General features: G+C 60.1%; 17 protein-coding genes. 4 read left to right on the top strand and 13 right to left on the bottom strand.

Annotated features, from left to right (window positions below):
* Window positions 1-8 precede the first annotated feature (8 nt).
* The 4 genes from infB to rimP form a co-directional block, all read right to left on the bottom strand.
* The gene (infB, locus tag CHU70_RS09030) at window positions 9-2,909 is read right to left on the bottom strand and encodes a translation initiation factor IF-2 (RefSeq protein ID WP_147739797.1); all 2,901 of its coding nucleotides are present in this window, start codon (window positions 2,907-2,909) and stop codon (window positions 9-11) included.
* A 129-nt stretch (window positions 2,910-3,038) separates the two neighbouring features.
* Window positions 3,039-3,431 (bottom strand): YlxR family protein, encoded by a 393-nt coding sequence (locus tag CHU70_RS09025; protein WP_016422585.1) that lies wholly within the window; start codon window positions 3,429-3,431, stop codon window positions 3,039-3,041.
* Window positions 3,432-3,602: 171 nt separating this feature from the next.
* Window positions 3,603-4,589 (bottom strand): transcription termination factor NusA, encoded by a 987-nt coding sequence (nusA, locus tag CHU70_RS09020; RefSeq protein WP_147719066.1) that lies wholly within the window; start codon window positions 4,587-4,589, stop codon window positions 3,603-3,605.
* Window positions 4,586-5,158: a ribosome maturation factor RimP gene (gene rimP, locus CHU70_RS09015; RefSeq protein ID WP_016422583.1), complete on the bottom strand. Its 573-nt coding sequence runs from the start codon at window positions 5,156-5,158 to the stop codon at window positions 4,586-4,588. The genes nusA and rimP overlap by 4 nt, the downstream gene beginning before the upstream one ends.
* Window positions 5,159-5,259: 101 nt before the next feature.
* Here rimP and CHU70_RS09010 point away from each other — a divergent pair, with 101 nt between their 5' ends.
* On the top strand, window positions 5,260-6,225 hold the full coding sequence (locus CHU70_RS09010; protein WP_049189652.1) for a DUF4439 domain-containing protein: 966 nt from the start codon (window positions 5,260-5,262) through the stop codon (window positions 6,223-6,225).
* Here CHU70_RS09010 and CHU70_RS09005 read toward each other — a convergent pair.
* Complete coding sequence (locus tag CHU70_RS09005; RefSeq protein ID WP_016422581.1) at window positions 6,222-7,994, bottom strand: proline--tRNA ligase; 1,773 nt, start codon at window positions 7,992-7,994, stop codon at window positions 6,222-6,224. The two genes, CHU70_RS09010 and CHU70_RS09005, sit on opposite strands and share 4 nt — an antisense overlap.
* A gap of 60 nt (window positions 7,995-8,054) precedes the next feature.
* On the opposite strand from CHU70_RS09005, the gene CHU70_RS09000 reads away from it, so the two are divergent.
* Entirely contained in the window at window positions 8,055-8,792 is a 738-nt protein-coding gene (locus tag CHU70_RS09000; protein ID WP_042389272.1) for a YaaA family protein, read from the top strand.
* Here CHU70_RS09000 and CHU70_RS08995 read toward each other — a convergent pair.
* The 7 genes from CHU70_RS08995 to mqo all read right to left on the bottom strand — a co-directional run bounded on the left by CHU70_RS08995 (window position 8,789) and on the right by mqo (window position 15,661).
* Window positions 8,789-9,070: a hypothetical protein gene (locus tag CHU70_RS08995; RefSeq protein ID WP_016422579.1), complete on the bottom strand. Its 282-nt coding sequence runs from the start codon at window positions 9,068-9,070 to the stop codon at window positions 8,789-8,791. The two genes, CHU70_RS09000 and CHU70_RS08995, sit on opposite strands and share 4 nt — an antisense overlap.
* Complete coding sequence (cobA, locus tag CHU70_RS08990; RefSeq protein ID WP_049170808.1) at window positions 9,063-10,154, bottom strand: uroporphyrinogen-III C-methyltransferase; 1,092 nt, start codon at window positions 10,152-10,154, stop codon at window positions 9,063-9,065. Before cobA ends, CHU70_RS08995 begins: the two co-directional genes overlap by 8 nt.
* A gap of 10 nt (window positions 10,155-10,164) precedes the next feature.
* A complete protein-coding gene (locus CHU70_RS08985) occupies window positions 10,165-11,541 on the bottom strand; it encodes a cobyrinate a,c-diamide synthase (RefSeq protein WP_049189650.1) in 1,377 nt (458 codons plus the stop codon).
* Window positions 11,535-12,155: a cob(I)yrinic acid a,c-diamide adenosyltransferase gene (gene cobO / locus CHU70_RS08980; protein ID WP_042389270.1), complete on the bottom strand. Its 621-nt coding sequence runs from the start codon at window positions 12,153-12,155 to the stop codon at window positions 11,535-11,537. The genes CHU70_RS08985 and cobO overlap by 7 nt, the downstream gene beginning before the upstream one ends.
* Window positions 12,136-12,813 carry a VWA domain-containing protein gene (locus CHU70_RS08975; protein ID WP_224784241.1) on the bottom strand — a complete coding sequence of 226 codons (678 nt, stop codon included), beginning with the start codon at window positions 12,811-12,813 and terminating at the stop codon, window positions 12,136-12,138. The genes cobO and CHU70_RS08975 overlap by 20 nt, the downstream gene beginning before the upstream one ends.
* Before the next feature lie 106 nt (window positions 12,814-12,919).
* Window positions 12,920-14,071 carry an ATP-binding protein gene (locus tag CHU70_RS08970; protein ID WP_048735587.1) on the bottom strand — a complete coding sequence of 384 codons (1,152 nt, stop codon included), beginning with the start codon at window positions 14,069-14,071 and terminating at the stop codon, window positions 12,920-12,922.
* Between the two features lie 93 nt (window positions 14,072-14,164).
* Window positions 14,165-15,661 carry a malate dehydrogenase (quinone) gene (gene mqo, locus CHU70_RS08965; protein WP_049170803.1) on the bottom strand — a complete coding sequence of 499 codons (1,497 nt, stop codon included), beginning with the start codon at window positions 15,659-15,661 and terminating at the stop codon, window positions 14,165-14,167.
* 163 nt (window positions 15,662-15,824) lie between these two features.
* On the opposite strand from mqo, the gene CHU70_RS08960 reads away from it, so the two are divergent.
* Both CHU70_RS08960 and mtr read left to right on the top strand, forming a co-directional pair.
* Entirely contained in the window at window positions 15,825-16,865 is a 1,041-nt protein-coding gene (locus CHU70_RS08960; RefSeq protein WP_049170801.1) for an alpha/beta hydrolase, read from the top strand.
* Window positions 16,866-16,947: 82 nt separating this feature from the next.
* On the top strand, window positions 16,948-18,372 hold the full coding sequence (mtr, locus tag CHU70_RS08955; RefSeq protein ID WP_147719067.1) for a mycothione reductase: 1,425 nt from the start codon (window positions 16,948-16,950) through the stop codon (window positions 18,370-18,372).
* Here mtr and CHU70_RS08950 read toward each other — a convergent pair.
* Entirely contained in the window at window positions 18,369-19,832 is a 1,464-nt protein-coding gene (locus tag CHU70_RS08950) for a cobyric acid synthase (RefSeq protein ID WP_070652944.1), read from the bottom strand. The genes mtr and CHU70_RS08950 overlap by 4 nt on opposite strands.
* Window position 19,833 lies beyond the last annotated feature (1 nt).

Genomic DNA, 19,833 nt, shown 5'->3' with positions numbered 1-19,833 from the left:
TTACGTCGCTACGTGCGCGGAACCTCGACCATCTCGTAGACCTCGATAACGTCGTCCACCTGGATGTCCGGGTAGGACAGCACCATACCGCACTCGTAACCGGCTGCGACCTCGGTGGCATCGTCCTTCTCTCGCTTCAGCGACTCGATAGTCGCCGAATCCGTAATGACGTTGCCGTCACGAACCAGGCGAGCCTTCGCGTTGCGGCGGACCTTTCCGGACTCGACCATACAGCCGGCAATGAGGCCAACTGCGGAGGACTTGAAGATGGCGCGAATCTCTGCACGACCAATCTCCTTCTCCTCATAGACCGGCTTGAGCATGCCCTTCAGAGCAGCCTCGACATCCTCGATAGCACGGTAGATCACCGTGTAGTAGCGGATGTCAACGCCCTCAGCATTGGCAACCTCGGTGGCCTTGCCCTCGGAGCGAACGTTGAAGCCGATGATGACGGCGTCAGACGCAGCAGCCAGCGTGACGTTGGTCTGCGTGACAGCACCGACACCACGGTCGATGATGTTCAGAGCGACCTCGTCGTCGACCTCGATCTTGAGCAGGGCTTCTTCCAGTGCCTCGACGGTACCGGCGTTGTCGCCCTTCAGGATCAGGTTGAGGGTGTTGGTCTCCTTCAGAATCTCGTCCAGGTTCTCCAGGGAGACGCGCTTGCGACGACGTGCTTGCAGCGCATTACGACGACGTGCGTCGCGGCGGTCTGCAATCTGGCGGGCCGTACGATCCTCGTCAACAACCAGGAGGTTGTCACCAGCACCCGGTACGGAGGTCAGGCCGAGCACCTGAACCGGACGGGAAGGACCGGCCTCATCGACGTCGTTGCCGTACTCATCGACCATGCGGCGAACACGACCATATGCGTCACCGACAACGATGGAATCACCGACGCGCAACGTACCGCGCTGAACGATAACGGTTGCCACCGGACCACGGCCACGGTCAAGGTGAGCCTCAATGGCGACACCCTGAGCGTCCATATCCGGATTGGCGCGCAGATCCAGCGAAGCATCGGCAGTCAACAGCACTGCTTCGAGAAGCTGATCGATGTTGAGACCTTGCTTAGCGGAGATATCGACGAACATAGTGTCGCCGCCCCACTCTTCGTCAGTGAGACCGTATTCAGTCAGCTGACCACGAATCTTCTGCGGATCTGCAGTTTCCTTATCAATCTTGTTGACTGCAACGACAATCGGCACATCAGCGGCCTTGGCGTGGTTAATAGCCTCAACCGTCTGCGGCATGACGCCGTCATCAGCTGCAACAACCAGAATCGCGATATCGGTCGACTTGGCACCACGAGCACGCATGGCGGTAAACGCCTCGTGACCCGGGGTATCCAAGAAGGTAACCTTGCGCTTCTCACCGTCGAGCTCCACCGGCACCTGGTAGGCACCGATGTGCTGGGTAATACCACCGGACTCGTGGCCACCGACGTTGGCCTTACGAATCGTGTCCAACAGGCGCGTCTTACCGTGGTCGACGTGACCCATCACAGTTACCACTGGCGGGCGCTGCTCCAGGTCCTCATCGTCGCCCTCGTCCTCACCGAACTGGAGGTCGAAGGACTCGAGGAGCTCGCGGTCCTCATCCTCAGGCGAGACGACCTGGACCTTGTAATCCATCTCGTCGCCGAGCAGCTGCAGGGTCTCGTCGGAGACCGATGCAGTTGCCGTCACCATTTCGCCGAGGTTGAACAACGCCTGGACCAGCGATGCTGCATCGGCGTTAATCTTCTCAGCGAAGTCAGACAGGGATGCACCACGTGCGAGGCGAATGGTCGTGCCCTTACCGTTAGGCAGCTTAACGCCGCCCACCACGGATGGTGCCTGCATTGCCTCGTACTCGTTGCGCTTCTGACGCTTCGACTTACGTCCGCGACGCGGGGCGCCTCCTGGTCGCCCGAATGCACCTGCAGTTCCACCGCGACGTCCGCCGCGGCCACCGCGCGGTCCGCCACCCGGGCCACCCGGGCCGCGACCACGGCCGCCGAAGCCACCGCCACCGCCACCGCGGCTTGCCTTTGCAGGCATCTGCCCCGGGTTCGGGTGCGAAGGCATCATTGCCGGAGTCGGACGATTGCCGCTCGGCTTATTACCGCGGCCCTGTCCACCCTGCGGGCGAGGGCCACCCTGGCGTGCTCCCGGCTTCGGGCCCGGACGGCCGTTTCCGCCCTGCGGGCGAGGGCCACCCTGACGTGCTCCCGGCTTCGGGCCCGGACGGCCGTTTCCGCCCTGCGGACGCGGCATGTTGGACGGCCGCGGTGCCGGGCGGGAGGATCCGCCGGTCGAGAATGGGTTGTTCGCCACACGCGGTGCGCGTGCGCCTGGCTTCGGCCCCGGCTTCGGGCCAGCAGGCTTCGGCGGGCGTGGCATTTCCTGTCCCGGCTTCGGCGAACGGGACGGTGCAGCTGGCTTGGCACCCGGCTTTGCCGCCGCTGGTGCAGCAGGCTTAGCGCCTGGCTTAGCTGCTGGCTTGGCACCCGGCTTTGCTGCAGCTGGTGCAGCAGGCTTAGCGCCTGGCTTAGCTGCTGGCTTGGCACCCGGCTTTGCTGCAGCTGGTGCAGCAGGCTTAGCGCCTGGCTTAGCTGCTGGCTTGGCACCCGGCTTTGCCGCCGCTGGTGCAGCAGGCTTAGCGCCTGGCTTAGCTGCTGGCTTGGCACCCGACTTAGCAGCAGACTTAGCAGCAGCCTTGGTAGTTGGGGCCTGGGCAGACGCGTCAGCACCTGCGCCAGCATTCTTCTCTTCGTAGACCTTCTTCATCTTCCTGACGACGGGTGGTTCCACCGTCGAAGAAGCGGTCTTAACAAACTCGCCCTGAGCCTTCAGCTCGGCGAGTAGTTCTTTGCTGGTGACCCCGAGCTGCTTAGCGAGCTCATGGACACGTAGCTTTCCGGACACTGCTCTCCTCACTAGTGGGGGCCGAGCAGCGCCCGATGGCGGATTTGTCCGCGCACCGAGAGCGCCTGCAGGGCTCCCTCTTATCTATTGCCGTTCATCGCTGATGCTTCATCGTGTGCTCATCAGTGTTCAGGTCTTTCTGTTGTCATTTTTCCTGCCTCCCTGCTTAGCGACACGCACATCGTCAGCGGGGGCGAAACCCTCCGCCGCTTCGTAGTGCGTGGCGATAAACTGTTTAACCGGAAACGCATCTACCTGCGTAGATACCTTCAGTGCGCGGCCAAATGCACGGCGCTTGTCGGCGATCTCCCAAGCCTTTAGTGTTGGGGTGATCCAGGCACCTCGCCCCTGCATCCGACGATGCGGATCAGCAACGACGGCTACTGAGCCATCTGAACGGGTGGTGGCGACAATGCGTAGCAGCTCCGAGCAATTGTGGCGCTGCTTAGTTGCAATACAGGTACGTGTGGGTGCAGGCGTATGAGTTGTCGAATTCGGGTTTAGCACCCGCGAAGTCGTCATACTCCTGACGCACCCACCTTCCTGCTAAGAAATTCAGCGCGAAAATTCGCATAGGAAAATCACGCCTTGTCGTTTGGCCACCTCCCAGCATAACCCGAAAAGGCGGAAAAGTGCCAACCCCCTAGGCACTTTCCCGCCACTTTCGCAACCGCTGGGACGCTGACGTTGTGTCTACTCCGCGTCGGAGTGGATATCGATTCGCCAGCCGGTCAGACGAGCCGCCAGACGGGCATTCTGTCCCTCCTTGCCGATAGCAAGAGAGAGCTGGTAGTCGGGCACCACAACGTGTGCACGGCGCTCGTCCATGTCCAGAATCTTGACACTAACTACCTTGGCGGGCGCCAGCGAGTTAGCAACGAACTTCGCCGGATCCTCGTCGTAGTCGATGATGTCAATCTTCTCGCCCTTGAGCTCATTCATAATCGAGTTCACACGCTGACCGCGGGGCCCAATGCAGGCGCCCTTAGCGTTGAGGCCCTTGACCGTGGGGCGTACAGCAACCTTGGTGCGGTGACCGGCCTCGCGCGCAATGGAAATCAATTCCACTGCCCCATCGGCAACTTCCGGAACTTCAAGTTCGAAGAGCTTACGAATGAGCTCCGGATGCGTGCGTGACAGGTGAATCGCAACACCGCGCGGTGTCTTGTTCACACCGACGACGTAGCACTTGATGCGGTCACCGTGCTTGAGTTCCTCACCTGGCAGCTGCTCAGCCGGCATCAGAATACCGTCTCGGCCGTTGGCCTCCGAACCGATGTGGACGACGACAATGCCCTTTTCATTGGCATAGACATCGCGCTGGACCACGCCGGAAATGACCTGATTAGACAGGTCTGCGTATTCGTCGAGAACCTTATCGCTCTCCGCATCCCGCAGACGCGAAAGGATGGTCTGACGAACAGCGAATGCAGCGGTACGCTCGAAGTCCTCCGGAGTGTCGTCCCATTCGGAGATGAGATTGCCCTCGTCGTCTCGCTCCTGGGCAAAGACTATGACGTCACCGGTCTCACGGTCGATTTCGACGCGCGCATACTGTGCCGGTGCGGTGGTGTTACGGTAGCTTTCACGCAATGCTCGGGCGACCAGTCCCAGCATTTCGTCGACAGGAATACCCTTTTCCTTTTCCAAGGTTCGCAGGGCAGCTAGTTCAATCTTCACTTGTTATCCTCCAGCCTGGTCAAGGCATCGTCATAGTCTAGTCCCGCAAAATCCTTCTCGGCTGCGGGCGGATTAGAGAATTCAACTTGTACCACTGCACGGGCCACATTGGTTAATTGGACACGCTGGCCAACAGCCTTCAAACGTCCCTTTGGCCCCTTAGAGGTAACGAGAATGATGGATTCTTCATCCGGCGACAGCGCACCAATGCGGGCTGCAATCGCGGAACCGTCGGCAAGCGAAATCTCCGCAATACGACCACGGTTACGACGCCAGTGCCGAGGCTGGGTCAGCGGTGCGTCAATACCAGGAGTGGAAACTTCCAAGGTGTAGCCCTGAGCGCCGAAGTCCGCTTCACCACGTGCCTCCGCGGCATCCAGAGCCGAAGATACTTCATACGTGGCCTGTTCCAGAACATCGAGGTCAGGACGCTCATCTGCGTCAACTAACACAATGACCTGTGACTTTGCGCCGGCGCGAACGACCTTGACATCTTCCACATCCAGGCCGATTTGTGCGAGCGCCGGGCTCACAAACTGTTCAATTTTCTCGGGTGCGGGTATCGCCATAGTCGTAGAGTCTACAGGTCAAGTACTAGGAATTGCGCACCTGGGCGCTTTCCACATACCGCATTGACACAAAGTGCCGCCCGCCGTGGCACCATAGTGAGGTGATTGTTGAACCTCCCTCCCCCAGTTTTGCTTCCGCATCGCATCGCACTCGTACTCTCTCGCGCCGTGGCTTCCTCGCTGCTGCCCTCGCCGTGGGATCACTTCCTGCGCTTTCCGCGTGCTCGCATCTGGTGGCACCGCGCCCCGATTACGCCATTGAGGTTCTCCATGCGCTGGCGGCGCGCGATGCACAGTCGCTTAGCGACGCCAATCCTGACCTCGCAGCGGTGCGCTCCGCGCAGGTTACCGAACTGGATAAGGAAATCACACGCGCCTGCGGCACCCACAAGGACGGTAAACCTGTCGATGAATGTGGCTCGGACGTAGCAGTCCCAGGATCCCTGGTTACCGGTTCCGACGCGAAGCTACTGCTCACGGACTCGCGAAACAATCCCGTACTGACGAATGCCCTGGATTCACGCACTGCATTGCGGGAGGAGCACACTGCGCGCCTCGCCACGGCTGTCGATGGCGGTATCGTCCTCGCTCTGCGTGTTGCGGGCGCTGAGTGGGAGGAGCTTGTCCCATTGATTCCCAGTGACAGGGATGAAATCTCGGGTGCCGAAGAACAGATGACTAAGGCACTGCAAGCCGAATACATGATGATTTACGGTGTCGGCGTAGCCGCACCACGTGTCGGAGGCGATACCACTACTGCACTTTTGGCCCGTGGCGAGCGCCACCGAATTTTGCGCGATCGTGCCCGACTAATTTTGGAGGATTCCGACGTTGAGGTGCCGGAGAGCGCACCTGGCTATATGCCGGAAGGCGCTCCTTCGCCAGATACGGCACCCGTCGATTACATGATTGCATTGGAGCGCTATTGTGCCCAGGCGTGGGAAGACGTATTGCTCGCTGCTAATAACCCTCGGATGCGTATGTTCGCGCTGCAGGCAGCTGGCGTGGCTGCCGCCGGAGCGGCAGCGCTAGGTGGCAACAACTTGGAGCCGTTGCCCGGGCTCTAAGCCTTGCGAACCAGCTCCGCGACGTGAGCTGCAATGCCGTCAGCGGCGACCTCGTCGGTCTCGTTGGTCAGGCGGTTACGCAGCTCCACCTTGCCGTCCGCGTAGCCACGGCCAAAGATGACCACAAACGGCATACCCAGCAGCTCGGCGTCCTTGAACTTCACACCGGGGCTGACCTTCGGACGGTCGTCGAAAAGCACCTCAATGCCCTGCTGGCTGAGGTCTTCCGCCAGCTGTTCAGCGGCCTCAGCTGCTTCGGCGTTCTTGCCGGCCACAGCGATGTGAACCTTGTACGGTGCCGCGGCAACTGGCCACTTGAGGCCCTTTTCATCCAACTGCTGTTCCGCGAGGACAGCGACCAGGCGGGACACGCCAATGCCGTAGGACCCCATCGTCGGACGAGCACGCTTACCGTTGACATCGAGGATGTCGATTTCAAAGGCGTTGGTGTACTTGCGGCCCAACTGGAAAATGTGACCGATCTCGATTCCGCGCTCGATCTTTAGCGTGCCATGCCCCTCCGGAGCCGGGTCGCCGTCACGCACCTCTGCGACATCGCAAATACCATCAATCTGGAAGTCGCGACCAGCGACCACATCGACGATGTGCTTGCCTTCCTCGTTGGCTCCTGTAATCCAATTTGTGCCCTCCGCCACGCGGGGGTCAGCTAGGACCTTCACACCGCGATCGGCGAGCCCCTGCGGGCCGACGTAGCCCTTGATCAGGAAGTCATTGGCTGCGAAGTCCTTGTCCTCCAGCAAGCGCGCCTCACCCGGTTCAAATGCGACTTCAAGACGCTTTTCATCGACCTCACGGTCACCGGGAACCAGGATTGCGGTGAGCTGTTCCGGCAGGGCGTTGCCCTCCTTATCGACCTTCTTCGGGTCGACGGCGACGAGAACGCACTTCAAAGTATCGGCAGCAGTGACCTCGCGTCCGAGGTCCGCACCATTGGCCCAATCAACAAGTGCTGCGATTGTGGTGCAGTTCGGAGACTCGTAAACCTTCGCCTCCGGTTGTCCCTCAATCGGCTGCGGTTCAACTGCCGGAATCTTCACGGCTTCCACATTGGCGGCGTACTCACCGTCGGTGGAGACTACGAAGGAGTCTTCGCCACTTTCGCTAACAGCCAGGAACTCCTCGGAGGCCGAACCGCCCATAGCGCCGGAGGTGGCGTGGCAGATTTCGTACTTAATGCCCAGCCGGTCAAAAATTCGCTGGTAGGCACCGCGGTGCTGCTGATAAGAATTCTCCAGCCCCTCGTCGTCCATGTCGAAGGAATAAGAGTCCTTCATCACGAACTCGCGGCCACGCAGAATACCAGCGCGCGGGCGAGCCTCGTCGCGGTACTTGGTCTGAATCTGAAACAGCGTCGTCGGGAAATCCTTGTAGGAGCTGAAAAGATCCTTGACAGCCAGCGCGAACATCTCTTCGTGCGTCGGCCCCAGCAGGTAGTCCGCGCCCTTGCGATCCTTCAGACGGAACAGCTCGGGGCCGTATTCGGTCCACCGATTCGTCGCCTCGTACGGTTCACGCGGGAGCAGTGCAGGGAATGCCAGCTCCTGTGCGCCAATGCCTTCCATCTCCTCGCGCACAACCTTCTCTACGTTGCGCAGAACCTTCAAGCCCAGTGGCAGCCAGGAGTACACACCAGGGGCAGTTCGCCGGATGTAGCCGGCACGGACGAGCAGCTTGTGGCTAGGGACCTCGGCGTCAGCTGGATCCTCGCGCAGTGTGCGCAGGAACAGCTGGGACATTCGCGTAATCATGAATGCTGATTTTACCCGTCGATCATTCTTCGCAACATGCGGGGCATTACTATGGTGCCCATGCTCGTAGTCCTACCCCCCTCTGAAACCAAAGCCACTGGTGGCAGCCATCCCGCAGTAGACTTTTCCTCGCTGAGCTTCGGCTCCCTCAACCCCATCCGCGAGCGCATTGCAGCCGATCTCGTGGCGCTAAGTGCGAACAGGGAAGCCGCGATGGAAACACTGAAGCTGGGGCCACGGCTTGCTGACGAAGTCACAGCTAATGCCGCGCTCCTAGAGTCGCCGACCATGCCGGCTCTCGAGCGTTATACCGGGGTGCTCTACGACGCACTCTCCCCCAGCGATTTGCCGGAAACCGGCCGTGCTCGACTCGCCATCGGGTCAGCGCTCTTCGGTGTCATTGGCGGGGACGACCTCATCCCCCACTACCGTCTCTCTGGTACGGTCAAGCTCCCCTTCGCGGATCAGCCTGCCGACGCGGCTCCCACAATGAAGCGCCGTTGGGGTACCGCCATCACCGAGGCTCTCAATGATGTCGACTTCCTCATCGACCTTCGTTCCGGCACCTACGCCAATTTGGGCAAAGTCAAGAGCGCGACAACGATGACCGTGCTCACCGCCGAGGGCAAAATCGTCAGCCACTTCAACAAGCACTACAAGGGCCTATTTGCCCGCGCCATCGCCCTTTCCGACACGACACCGACCTCCCCCACAGAGGCCGTCGACATCGCACGCGCCGCAGGATACGACGTCTCGCTTGACGACGACACCCTCATCTTCCGCGTCCCGGAAAACTAAATGTCGTCGTTGTAGCGCTTTCGGCCTGCCACAATGGCGGCAATCAGAGCGATAATAGCGATGAAAATGCTGTCGTATCGCGATCCTTCTCCGCCGAGGAGAAGGAGTCGGAAGATGATCATGGTTCCGAGGTAGAACACCAGGAAGGTCGCAGCGCCCATCCAGATGGCGCTACGCAGCTGATCGTCGGCAAGCAGTCGGGTAACAAGCCCTGCCTTTTGCTGCTCTGGCTCACGCTTCCTCGACTTGTTGTTGCTCAACTTGTTGTTCTTACTCATCGCCCTCATCCAGACCGGCGACTTCACCGATGACGATAACCGCGGGCGGCTTGATTGCCTCTTCGACCATTTTCTCGCCAAGCTCGCCGAGTGTGCAGCGTAGCGACCTCTGATTCGGCAGCGTGCCGTCCTGGATGACCGCAGCCGGAGTCTTCGGGCTGCGGCCGGCCTTCATCAGAGCCTCGGCAATCTTTGGCCCGTTCTTAACTCCCATAATGATGGCAATAGTGCCGTGCATCCGGCCCAGCGCATCCCAATTGACCAGCGATTTCCTGTGCCCCGGTGGGACGTGACCGGACACAACAGTGAATTCATGGTTGACGCCACGCATAGTAACTGGGATGCCAATCGTCCCCGGTACCGCCAGTGCTGAAGTAATACCCGGCACAACGCGAACCGGTACCCCAGCCTTCTGCAGCTCCTGAAGCTCTTCAAAACCGCGGCCGAAGATGTACGGATCGCCACCCTTGAGCCGGACCACAAAGTAGCCCTCACGGGCACGATGAACTAGCAGTTCATTGATGCGCTCCTGAGCCATGGCGCGGCCGTAAGGAAGCTTGCCGGCATCAATAATCTCGACATCCGGCTCCAAGTCACCGAGCAGCGACAGTGGACCGAGGTGGTCTGCAACGACAACGTCGGCAAGCCGGAGCAAGCGACGCCCCTCAACGGTAATCAGACCGGGGTCGCCCGGGCCACCGCCTACGAGTGCGACCTGACCAGCGAGGTCCCCAGCGCGCGACGCGCGACGGCCGGTCAGCGCCACAGGAGTAAGCGGGCTGGAAGCCCCGGTTTCATCGTCGACGAGAATACCTCGGCGGTGTCCCTCTAGAGTCACCTCACGCAACAACGCCTCGTCACAGCAGACCATGAGAGCCTTGCCCCAGCTCATCGCCTCGGTAAAACCGGTGCGGGTCAAAGTAATACGGCCGTCTGCAGCCCAGGCCTCAATCGCAGTTGTTACTTCCCCACCTTCACACACAGTGACATCAGCGCCAGAGTCCAACAGCCGAGGAATCACGCGCTCTGCAGCCGTGGAACCGCCAATCACCAACACACCGTAGTCTTTGAGAAGCAAACTCATAGCTAACACTTTACCCGGCGCACGAAGCGACAAAGCGACTGACGTTCCCCGGCGCACCCGCCGGATGAACATGCAGGTAACCGGCATGAATCCGCCCAGACTCGGAAACGAAGCCGTCGCGAACTGTTTCGCCTTGATATCCACGCCAACCCCAGGCTGGTTGCCACCCGGCCGCAGCAGCGACACTTGCGGTGTCATCGGTGAGGGCTGTCTTGTGGAACTCGTGACCGCGCACGCGCGTTCCTACCGGGCACAGCGCAGAATCAGTCAGCGCCACAGCCTCCCGGTACCCCAGCTTCAACCGTGCCATGTGCGCTCGCCCCGGGATGATGCCACACATACGGCGCCCACCGAGATCTTCAAGCAGCCAGAGCAGCCCCGCGCATTCGCCGTGAATCAGCGCACCATCATCGGCAGCCTGACGTAGATCGCGGCGAATGTCATCACGAATAGATAGCGCGTCGGCATGCTCTTCCGGGAATCCACCGGGCACGATGTAGCCTTCGGCTTCCGGCAGTTCGTCAACCAATGGGTCAAAATCCACGACCTCGGCTCCAGCGGCCTGCAATAGCTCACGGTGCTCTGCATAGGTAAACGAGAACGCAGGACCCGCCGCGACCGCCACGCGCACGCGGCGATTAAGAGCCAGCGGTGCAACGAACTGTGCAGGGGCCCATGGTTCAGCTGGATAGGGCTGCCGGGCAAGCTGGATAATCCGGTCGATGTCGATGTAGGTTTCCACCAAGTTAGCCATCGATTCAATGACCGCTTCTAGCTGCTCACCCTGCTCGACTGCAGTGACCAGCCCCAAATGCCTGCTGGGCACCTCAATATCAGTCACTCGCGGAATAGCGCCGAGCACCTCGACCCCCATGGCCTCCACAGAACGGGTAATGATGTCCGCATGCCGCGGGCTGCCCACCTGATTAATAATCACGCCACTGACACGGACGTCAGTGCGAAGCGTGGAGAAACCGTGGACAACAGCCGCCGCCGACTGCGACATATGCCGGGCATCAATCACCAACACCACCGGAAGGCCCAACAGTGAGGCAATCTCAGCCGTCGAGCCCTCCACCGATAGCGGGTCGTCACCAATGCGGCCGTCGAAAAGCCCCATAACCCCTTCGACCACCGCAATATCGCTGTCGGCAGCTCCATGTGCGTAGAGCGGCCCAATCATCTCAGGCGCGCACATAAAGGAATCCAGATTGCGCCCGGGACGACCAGCGGCTACCCCGTGATAGCCAGGATCAATATAATCGGGTCCGACTTTGAAAGGTGCCACCGCGTGACGACGCGACAGTGCACGCATCAGCCCCGTGGAGATTGTCGTCTTTCCCGTGCCTGAAGCTGTCGCCGCGATGACAATTCCAGGCGCTACCACTCGATGCCCTTTTGTCCCTTACGTCCGACATCCATCGGGTGCTTAATCTTGGTCATCTCCGTCACCAGATCCGCGACCTCCACGAGCTTCGGATCCGCATCGCGGCCAGTCATCACCACATGCTGGCGGCCGGGACGGTTCCTCAATGTCTCCACCACATCGTCGACATCAATCCAACCCCACTTGATTGGGTAGGTGAACTCGTCGAGGACGTAGAAGTCGTGCACCTCATTTTCCAGGCGCCGTTTAATCTCCTGCCATCCCTCGGCAGCAGCTGCCGCATGGTCCTCCTCAGTGCCCTGCTTACGCGACCAAGACCAACCTTCGCCCATCTTGTGCCATTCGACCGGGCCGCCTTCCCCCGTGTCGTCGTGAAGCTCGCCCAACCGGCGCATGACAGCTTCCTCGCCAACCTTCCACTTTGCCGACTTTACAAACTGGAAGACACCGATATTCATCCCCTGATTCCACGCGCGCATCGCCATACCGAATGCCGCGGTGGACTTGCCCTTACCTGGGCCCGTATGCACCGCAGTAATCGGAATCATGCGACGCTGCCTGGTGGTCAGTCCATCGTTGGGAATTGATTTGGGGTCAAGCTTTCCTTGTGCCATGGTCTCGATGATAGGCATGGACCACGCCCGCCACGGCTTCGGCATTGAGTTCGGAGAGATTTATGCAGGTCGCACCCAATTCCACGCTGAGTTCCTGTGCCAGCCCCAGCCGCACGCGAGAGCGCTCACAGTCGATAACCACCGTCGCCGCCAACGCTTGACGACGGATCTTTGCGGCCACAGCCCTCGCCTGCTGCAGGCCATTTTTACCCGTTGCTCGGCCGTCGGAGAGCAAGACCATGATTGCGCGCCGTGTGGGCTCCCTATGGGCTTCCCGAACTACCACTTCGTGTGCCTTCAGCAATCCTTCGGCCAATGGAGTTCGGCCACCAGTGCGGACATCTGCGAGGCGACGTACTGCGGTGTCGATAGACTTCGTCGGCGGTAAAACTAATTCGGCGTTATTTCCGCGGAAAGTAACGACAGCGACTTTATCGCGGCTTTGGTAGGCATCACGCAGCAGCGATGTGACCGCGCCGGTGACGGCTGCCAGACGGTCGCGTGCTGCCATGGAACCCGAGGTGTCCACGACAAAGACGACCAGATTGGACTCAGTTCCCTGTCGAATAGCGCCGTGAACGTCCTCCGGTTCCAGGGGAATCATGGAGTCGCCCATGCGGGCGCCACGATTGGCCGCCGCCAGCACTGTCGCCGGCACGTGGAGACCATGGCCTCCCCGCTCGGCACCAATGGTGCTGCCCCGCGGGCCAATGGCCTTGGAACGCCGACCGGAATCCCCTTGGCCGACACCGTCAACGCTGATTTTACGAACGGCGAAAGGGGGCGCCTTCAGCGGCGCGACCTCCCTTCGATCCCGAGGAATTCGACTGTTGTGGCTCCTGAGGTTCGGAGTTGGAGTCGAACTGGGAGACCTGCTCAGCATCGGGCTCTGGATCCGACTCCGGACTCGACTCTGGCTGATTCTGGTCATCTCGGAACTGCTCCTCTGCATCCTGCAGAGCATCGTCGAGCTGTTCCTGGTCCAGTCCTGGTTCATCAAAGGGGTCACGGCGACGACGGTGCGGCAGTGCCATTTCCGCAGCTACCTTAATGTCTTCCGCAGTGATCTCAATTGGATTGCCGGGTGCCGGCTGCGCCGACTCGTCCCCGGCTACTCGCCAGGCAGCGTGAGCGCGGGCGGTACGTGCAATGACGATGTCGGCACGCATCCCGTCCACATCAAAAGCAGCGCACACAGTGGCAATTTGACCAAGAATGTTGGGGGTCAATTCGACGTCGTCAAGCAGTGCGCGCGCGCGATCGATGCGAGCGTGTAGCGCATCGTCGTCGGCGGCGAACCGCGTGACAAAGCTCTCCGGGTCGGCGTCAAAGTCGAGGCGGCGGGCGACGATTTCCGCGCGGACAGCCGGATCCTTGGATGCGGTGACGTCGATGGCGAGCCCAAAGCGGTCGAGAAGCTGGGGACGCAATTCGCCCTCTTCCGGGTTCATCGTGCCGACCAACACGAACCTGGAGGTTGCGGAGTGCGAGATACCATCGCGTTCAACAACCACGCGACCGGTGGCTGCGGCATCGAGCACGGAGTCAACGAGATGATCCGGCAGCAGGTTAATCTCGTCGACATAGAGAATGCCACCGTCAGCCGCGCTGAGTAGTCCCGGATTGAACTGTGCGTGTCCGGTAGTCAGGACGGTCTCCACATCGATGGAGCCTACGACTCGATCTTCCGTAGCGCCGAGTGGCAGGTTTACCAACGATCCGCTGAGAAATGGCGCCAACGCGCGGACCGTAGTGGTCTTGGCTGTGCCCTTCTCACCGCGGATGACGACACCACCAATCTCCGGGGATAGCGCGGTCAGAATCAACGCAAGCTGTAGTCGCTGCTGCCCGACGATCGCAGTAAAAGGAAAAGTGGGCTCTGTTTGTGCAGTGGTCGCTGACGTGATTTTTTCCATAAGCACAGTTCTACCCCACTGCGAACGGATGGCTCACAGCGGGGTAGAACAATGTTGGCTTAATTGAACTCTTTGAAGCTCTTCAGCGAGTTACTAGCGCTCCAGCTTCAGGGTCTTCTGGGAAGCCTCCCAGACCTCCTTGAACAGAGCCGGGTCATCAGCCAGGTGCGTACCGTAGGACGGGACGAGCTCCTTCAGCTTCGGAGCCCACTTGCCCATGTGACGGCCGAAGCAGCGCTCAATCAGGCTAATCATCACAGCCGGAGCGATGGAAGCGCCCGGGGATGCACCCATCAGGCCGGCAATGGTGCCGTCCCACGAGTTGATGACCGCGGTACCGAACTCGAGGGTACCGAAGACCGGAGCCTTCATCGGCTTAATGACCTGGACGCGCTGACCAGCGACGATCAGCTCCCAGTCCTCTGGGCGAGCGTTCGGGACGTACTCACGCAGGGACTCAATACGTGCGTCGAAGTCCTTCAGAACCTCAGTAATCAGGTACTTGGTCAGCCCCATCTCCTGGACACCAACACCCATCATGGACGGCAGGTTGGCCGGACGCAGAGACTTAATCAGGTCCAGGTTGTTACCGTTCTTGAGGAACTTCATGTTCCAACCGGCGTATGGGCCAAAGAGCAGGCCGCGCTTGCCGTCGATAACACGGGTGTCCAGGTGCGGAACGGACATCGGCGGCGTGCCGACGGAAGCCTTACCGTAGACCTTGGCGTCATGCTTAGCAATGACTTCCTCGTTGGTGCAGCGCAGCCACTGGCCGGAGACCGGGAAGCCACCGAAACCACGAATCTCGTTAATACGAGCCTTCTGCAGCAGCGGCAGTGCGTCACCGCCGGCACCGACGAATACGAAGTTGGCAACCAGGGTGCGAACGTCCTTGGTGTGCAGGTTCTTCACGGTGACGATCCACTTGGAACCGTCGCGCTTCAGACCGGTGACCTCGTGTCCGTAGCGAATCTCAGTACCCATATCGGACAGTGCGGCCAGGTACTGCTTGGTCAGTGCACCGAAGTTAACGTCCGTACCATTCGGGTTACGAATAGCGGAGACCGGCTTGGAGAAGTCACGGCCCTCGGACATCAGCGGAAGGTACTCAGCGAAACGGTCCGGATCTTCAATGAGCTCCTGACCGTGGAACAGCGGCTCCTTCTCAAGTGCCTCGTAGCGACGACGCATGAACGCCATCTGCTCCGGCCCCTGAGCGAAGGTGGTGTGATCAACTGGGTTGATGAATTCCTTCGGGTCAGTCAGGGTGCCGTTTTCAATCAGCGAGGTCCACAGCTGGCGGGAAACCTGGAACTGCTCATTAATGAGCTTAGCCTTGGTGACATCGACCTTGCCGTTCTTCTCCGGCGTGTAGTTCAGCTCGCACAGAGCAGAGTGGCCGGTACCAGCGTTGTTCCACGGGGAGGAAGACTCCTTGGCGGGCTGATCGAGACGCTCGAACAGAACCTGTGACCAGGATGGCTCGAGCTCCTTGAGCAGCACACCCAGCGTCGCACTCATTACACCTGCACCGATGAGGACGACGTCTACCTCGTCGCCACTGGAAGCAGGAAGCTTGTTATCAGCCATTTTGCTGTCAACATCCTTACTAACTTGATTAGTGATTCAAACTAGCGCTCGCTCACATGCGCGCACACAACTAAAGACGCAAAAGAGAGCTACCGTCTCAGTCCATAATCTATTGTGGCACACATTCCCACTACCCCCGGTAATCGGCGCTAGGCTTGACCCTGTGACTACCGATATTCCCGATTTCGTTACCCCCACCTTTAACCCCGATAACCTAGGCGAAGACTACAGCCAACATGTCATCGAACTCGGCCAGGATCCCGACGGTGAGGGATCCGTACACGCGGTATTGGTCCGCTACTGCCCCGACTCGTCGGCAAGCGACTTCCAAAAACGTCCGGCGGTTCTATGGATTCACGGGATGTCGGACTATTTCTTCCAGAAGCACGTGGCGGAGCGGTACCACGCCGAAGGCTACGCCTTTTACGCTATTGACCTGCGTAAGTGCGGGCGCGCACACCAACCGGGGCAGACTTGGCATGGCTGCAGCGATCTAACGAATTACTTCGAGGATCTCAACAGGGCACTCGCAGTGTTAGACCACGCCGGTCATACAACTGTCACTGTTAATGCGCACTCCACTGGTGGTCTCATTGCCGTGCTCTGGCTCGATTGGTTACGAAGCACAGGCGGCCATTGCCCGCAAGCACCCAATATTTCCGTCACAGCTGCCGTCTTGAACTCACCGTGGCTGACTCTGCACGTTTCCCGGGCAAAGGCTCCCGTGTACTCGCTGGTGACTCGCGTTATGTCGCGGATTCGCCCTAACAGTCTCATTCCGGTGCAGTCTGCGGGCGGCTATGGCAAATCCATTAGCGCCGACCACCAGGGACGCTGGGAGTACAACCGCACTTTCAAGCCGCTGGCTGGCCATGACAAGAACTGGCGTTGGCTCAATGCCATCATCGTCGGCCAGCAACGTGTCAGCCGCGGTATCGATACCGGCGTGCCGACGCTCGTTCTCCACTCGGACAACTACCTTCTCGGTTCCGACTACACACCGGAACTCAGCCGCGTTGACTCTGTCCTCAACACTGAGCAAATTGCCGATGCCACTGCCCACTTGGGACCGCAGGCTCGCAACGTCGCGATTCCGGGTGCTCTCCACGACGTGTATCTCTCCGCACCCGAAGCACTAGACCGCGCTTTTAATGAGACATTCCAGTTCCTTGCCACAGTCAATCCAGGAGACAGCTCAAAATAGGAGCACAGAATAGGAACTCGGAATAAATCAGCATTCAGTACGGTTGAACCAAACTAGTTTGACCAGAATGCTAGGAGTGCTTGTGACCACTGAGAATTCGCCTGAGACTACCCCACGCCACTACGACGTCATCATTATCGGAACCGGGTCCGGCAATTCCATTCCAGCCCCGGCCTACGACAATGTCCGTATCGCTCTGGTGGAGGAAGGACGTTTCGGCGGTACTTGCCTCAACGTTGGGTGTATTCCCACCAAGATGTTCGTTCTGGCCGCTGATGCCGCCCGCAACATCCGCGAGGCCAGCCGCCTGGGCGTGCACGGCACCTTCGGCTCCGTTGATCTCAAGCAAATCCAGGATCGCGTTTTTGCCCAGCGCGTCGACCAGATTGCCGACGGCGGCGAGGCATACCGCCGCGGGGACGAGACTCCCAATATCGATGTCTACGACCGCCACGCAACGTTCGTCGGCCCTCGCACTATTCGCACCGGCATCGGCGAGGAAACCGTCGACATCACAGCCGACAACATCATCATCGCTGCAGGCTCCCGCCCTCACGTTCCGGGCCTCATCGCAGACTCCGGGGTCGATTACTACACCAACGAGAACATCATGCGCGTCGACAAGCTTCCGCGCGAAATGATCGTCGTCGGCGGCGGCTACATCGCTAGCGAGTTCGCGCATGTCTTCGCATCCTTCGGCACGAAGGTGCACATGCTGGTGCGCTCCGATGTCATGCTGCGTGGCTCAGACGCCGCTATCTCCGAGCGCTTCCACGAGGTTGCCTCCCGCGACATTGACATCCGTATGAACACCTCCATCACTGAGCTCTCCCAGGAGGGCGAGATCGTCACGGTCACGCTTGACGACGGCACGGAGCTCGCAGCCGATGCCCTGCTCGTGGCAACCGGACGCATCCCCAACGGTGACCGTATGGACCTTGCAGCCGGTGGTGTGGCGATGCACGACGATGGTCGCATCAAGGTTGACCAGTACGGCCGCACCTCTGCCGAAGGTGTGTGGGCGCTGGGCGATGTCTCTAGCCCGTACCAGCTGAAGCATATTGCCAACCATGAGGCCAAGGTTGTCTTCCACAACGTGCTGAATCCGTCGGACCTGCGCGAATTTGACCACCGCTACATTCCGTCGGCAGTCTTCTCACATCCGCAGATTGGTCAGGTCGGTATGACCGAGGATGAAGCTCGCGCCTGGGCTGCGGAAAATGGCACGGACATTACCGTGAAGGTACAGAACTACGGCGATGTCGCCTACGGCTGGGCGCTGGAGGATCGCGATGGCTTTGCCAAGTTGATTGCGGACCGCGCCACCGGCCGCCTGCTGGGTGCGCACTTCATCGGCGAGCAGGCTGCCACTCTAGTGCAGCAGTGCATCCAGATGATGAGCTTCGAGATGGATGTGCGCGAAGTTGTCAAGGGCCAGCACTGGATTCACCCAGCACTGCCAGAGCTGATTGAAAACGCAATCCTGGGCCTGGAGTTCGATAACTAGCCCAGCTGTTCAATACCTGTGGCCTGGGCCAATGCGGGCCCAGCCAGGTACTCCTCGACTGCATCGGCCAACAGGTCGATCTGCCGCAGCCGTTCTTCGGCAAACGAAGTATTAGAGCTGACCTCAAAGCCGTCTCGACCGACGGCAACTGCGACTTCGCTCAGCAACTGACGGCGCGCCTGATCATTTTCCAGGTAGCCGTGGCGGTGCGTACCCATCACCATGCCACGCCGCGCCCCTTCTTCAGGCTCAGTGATAAAGGGCGCCTCGCTGCTTCGCACAACCTGTCCATTGTGGACTTCGTAAGAGCCATCCGGGTGGCTCACCAGCGTCTTCGTCCCCGCGAATTCAATGTCGGTATCGAACACTCCAAGCCCGTTCACTGTCCCGGCTACCGACTCCACCGAGTCAGTGATGGTGGTGCAGAGCATTTGGAACCCACCGCAGATGCCAATCAGCGGCAACCCCCGGGCAGCTCGGTTCTCCAGCACGTCGTCAAGCCCACGCTCGCGCAACCACTTGAGATCGGCGACCGTCGACTTCGTCCCGGGCAACACGACCAGGTCGGCGCGAGCAACGACCGACGGATCGACCGTCCACTGCACGTGTACCCCTGGTTCACAGGCAAGCGCTTCGATATCGGTGGCGTTGGACACGCGCGGCAAGCGAATGGCGGCCACGGACAACGTTTCCGTACCCAGCGGTGCGTTCGCCGGCCCTACCGACGCACCAGCGACTGTGCCGAGCGAATCCTCCGCATCGATCCACAGCCCCGGAATAAAAGACACTACGCCGAGTACGGGCACGCCGGTGTGCTCGCGCACCACGTCCAATCCCGGTGTCAACAGCGAAACATCGCCCCGGAACTTGTTGACGATAAAACCGGTAATCCGCGCGCGGTCTTCGGGGCTCAAAATTGCATGCGTGCCGACGAAATGTGCAAGCACCCCACCGCGGTCGATGTCGCCGGCGACCACAACCGGCAAATCAGCGAGCTCTGCCAAGCCCATGTTGGCGATGTCTGACTCTCGCAGATTGACCTCGGCAGGACTACCAGCGCCTTCGCACAAGACGACATCGAACTGCCCCCGCAGCTCTTCCAATGTCTCCGCGACTACCCCGCGCAACGCTTTTCGACGCGACCGGTACGTCAGAGCGCTCACATGCCCATCGGCTTTGCCCTTCACCACCACCTGACTAGTGTGGTCCGAGCCCGGCTTGAGAAGCACCGGGTTAAAGGAGACATCCGGCTCCAGCCCACAGGCGAGCGCCTGCAGAGCCTGCGCGCGCCCAATCTCGCCGCCGTCAAGCGTGACAGCGCAGTTGTTGGACATGTTCTGTGCTTTGAAGGGTGCGACCTTCACGCCGCGGCGCGCGAGCAGCCGACACATGCCGGCGACCAGAACCGACTTACCGGCATCTGAGGTGCAGCCGGCAATCAGAGCTGCAGGGGCCTGCACG

Origin of the sequence: Corynebacterium sp. LK10, from assembly GCF_008042455.1 — a bacterium.
Classification (GTDB): Bacteria; Actinomycetota; Actinomycetes; order Mycobacteriales; family Mycobacteriaceae; genus Corynebacterium; species Corynebacterium jeikeium_D.
Note: the sequence above shows the minus strand (reverse complement) of the source record. Positions and strands in the feature narration are given on the sequence as shown.

Excerpts from the sequence above, each read along its gene's own strand:
- CHU70_RS09025 (WP_016422585.1), bottom strand. The coding sequence starts at position 3,431 with ATGACGACTTCGCGGGTGCTAAACCCGAATTCGACAACTCATACGCCT.
- rimP (WP_016422583.1), bottom strand. The coding sequence starts at position 5,158 with ATGGCGATACCCGCACCCGAGAAAATTGAACAGTTTGTGAGCCCGGCG.
- CHU70_RS09005 (WP_016422581.1), bottom strand. The coding sequence starts at position 7,994 with ATGATTACGCGAATGTCCCAGCTGTTCCTGCGCACACTGCGCGAGGAT.
- CHU70_RS09000 (WP_042389272.1), top strand. The coding sequence starts at position 8,055 with ATGCTCGTAGTCCTACCCCCCTCTGAAACCAAAGCCACTGGTGGCAGC.
- CHU70_RS08995 (WP_016422579.1), bottom strand. The coding sequence starts at position 9,070 with ATGAGTAAGAACAACAAGTTGAGCAACAACAAGTCGAGGAAGCGTGAG.
- cobA (WP_049170808.1), bottom strand. The coding sequence starts at position 10,154 with ATGAGTTTGCTTCTCAAAGACTACGGTGTGTTGGTGATTGGCGGTTCC.
- cobO (WP_042389270.1), bottom strand. The coding sequence starts at position 12,155 with ATGGCACAAGGAAAGCTTGACCCCAAATCAATTCCCAACGATGGACTG.
- CHU70_RS08970 (WP_048735587.1), bottom strand. The coding sequence starts at position 14,071 with ATGGAAAAAATCACGTCAGCGACCACTGCACAAACAGAGCCCACTTTT.
- mqo (WP_049170803.1), bottom strand. The coding sequence starts at position 15,661 with ATGGCTGATAACAAGCTTCCTGCTTCCAGTGGCGACGAGGTAGACGTC.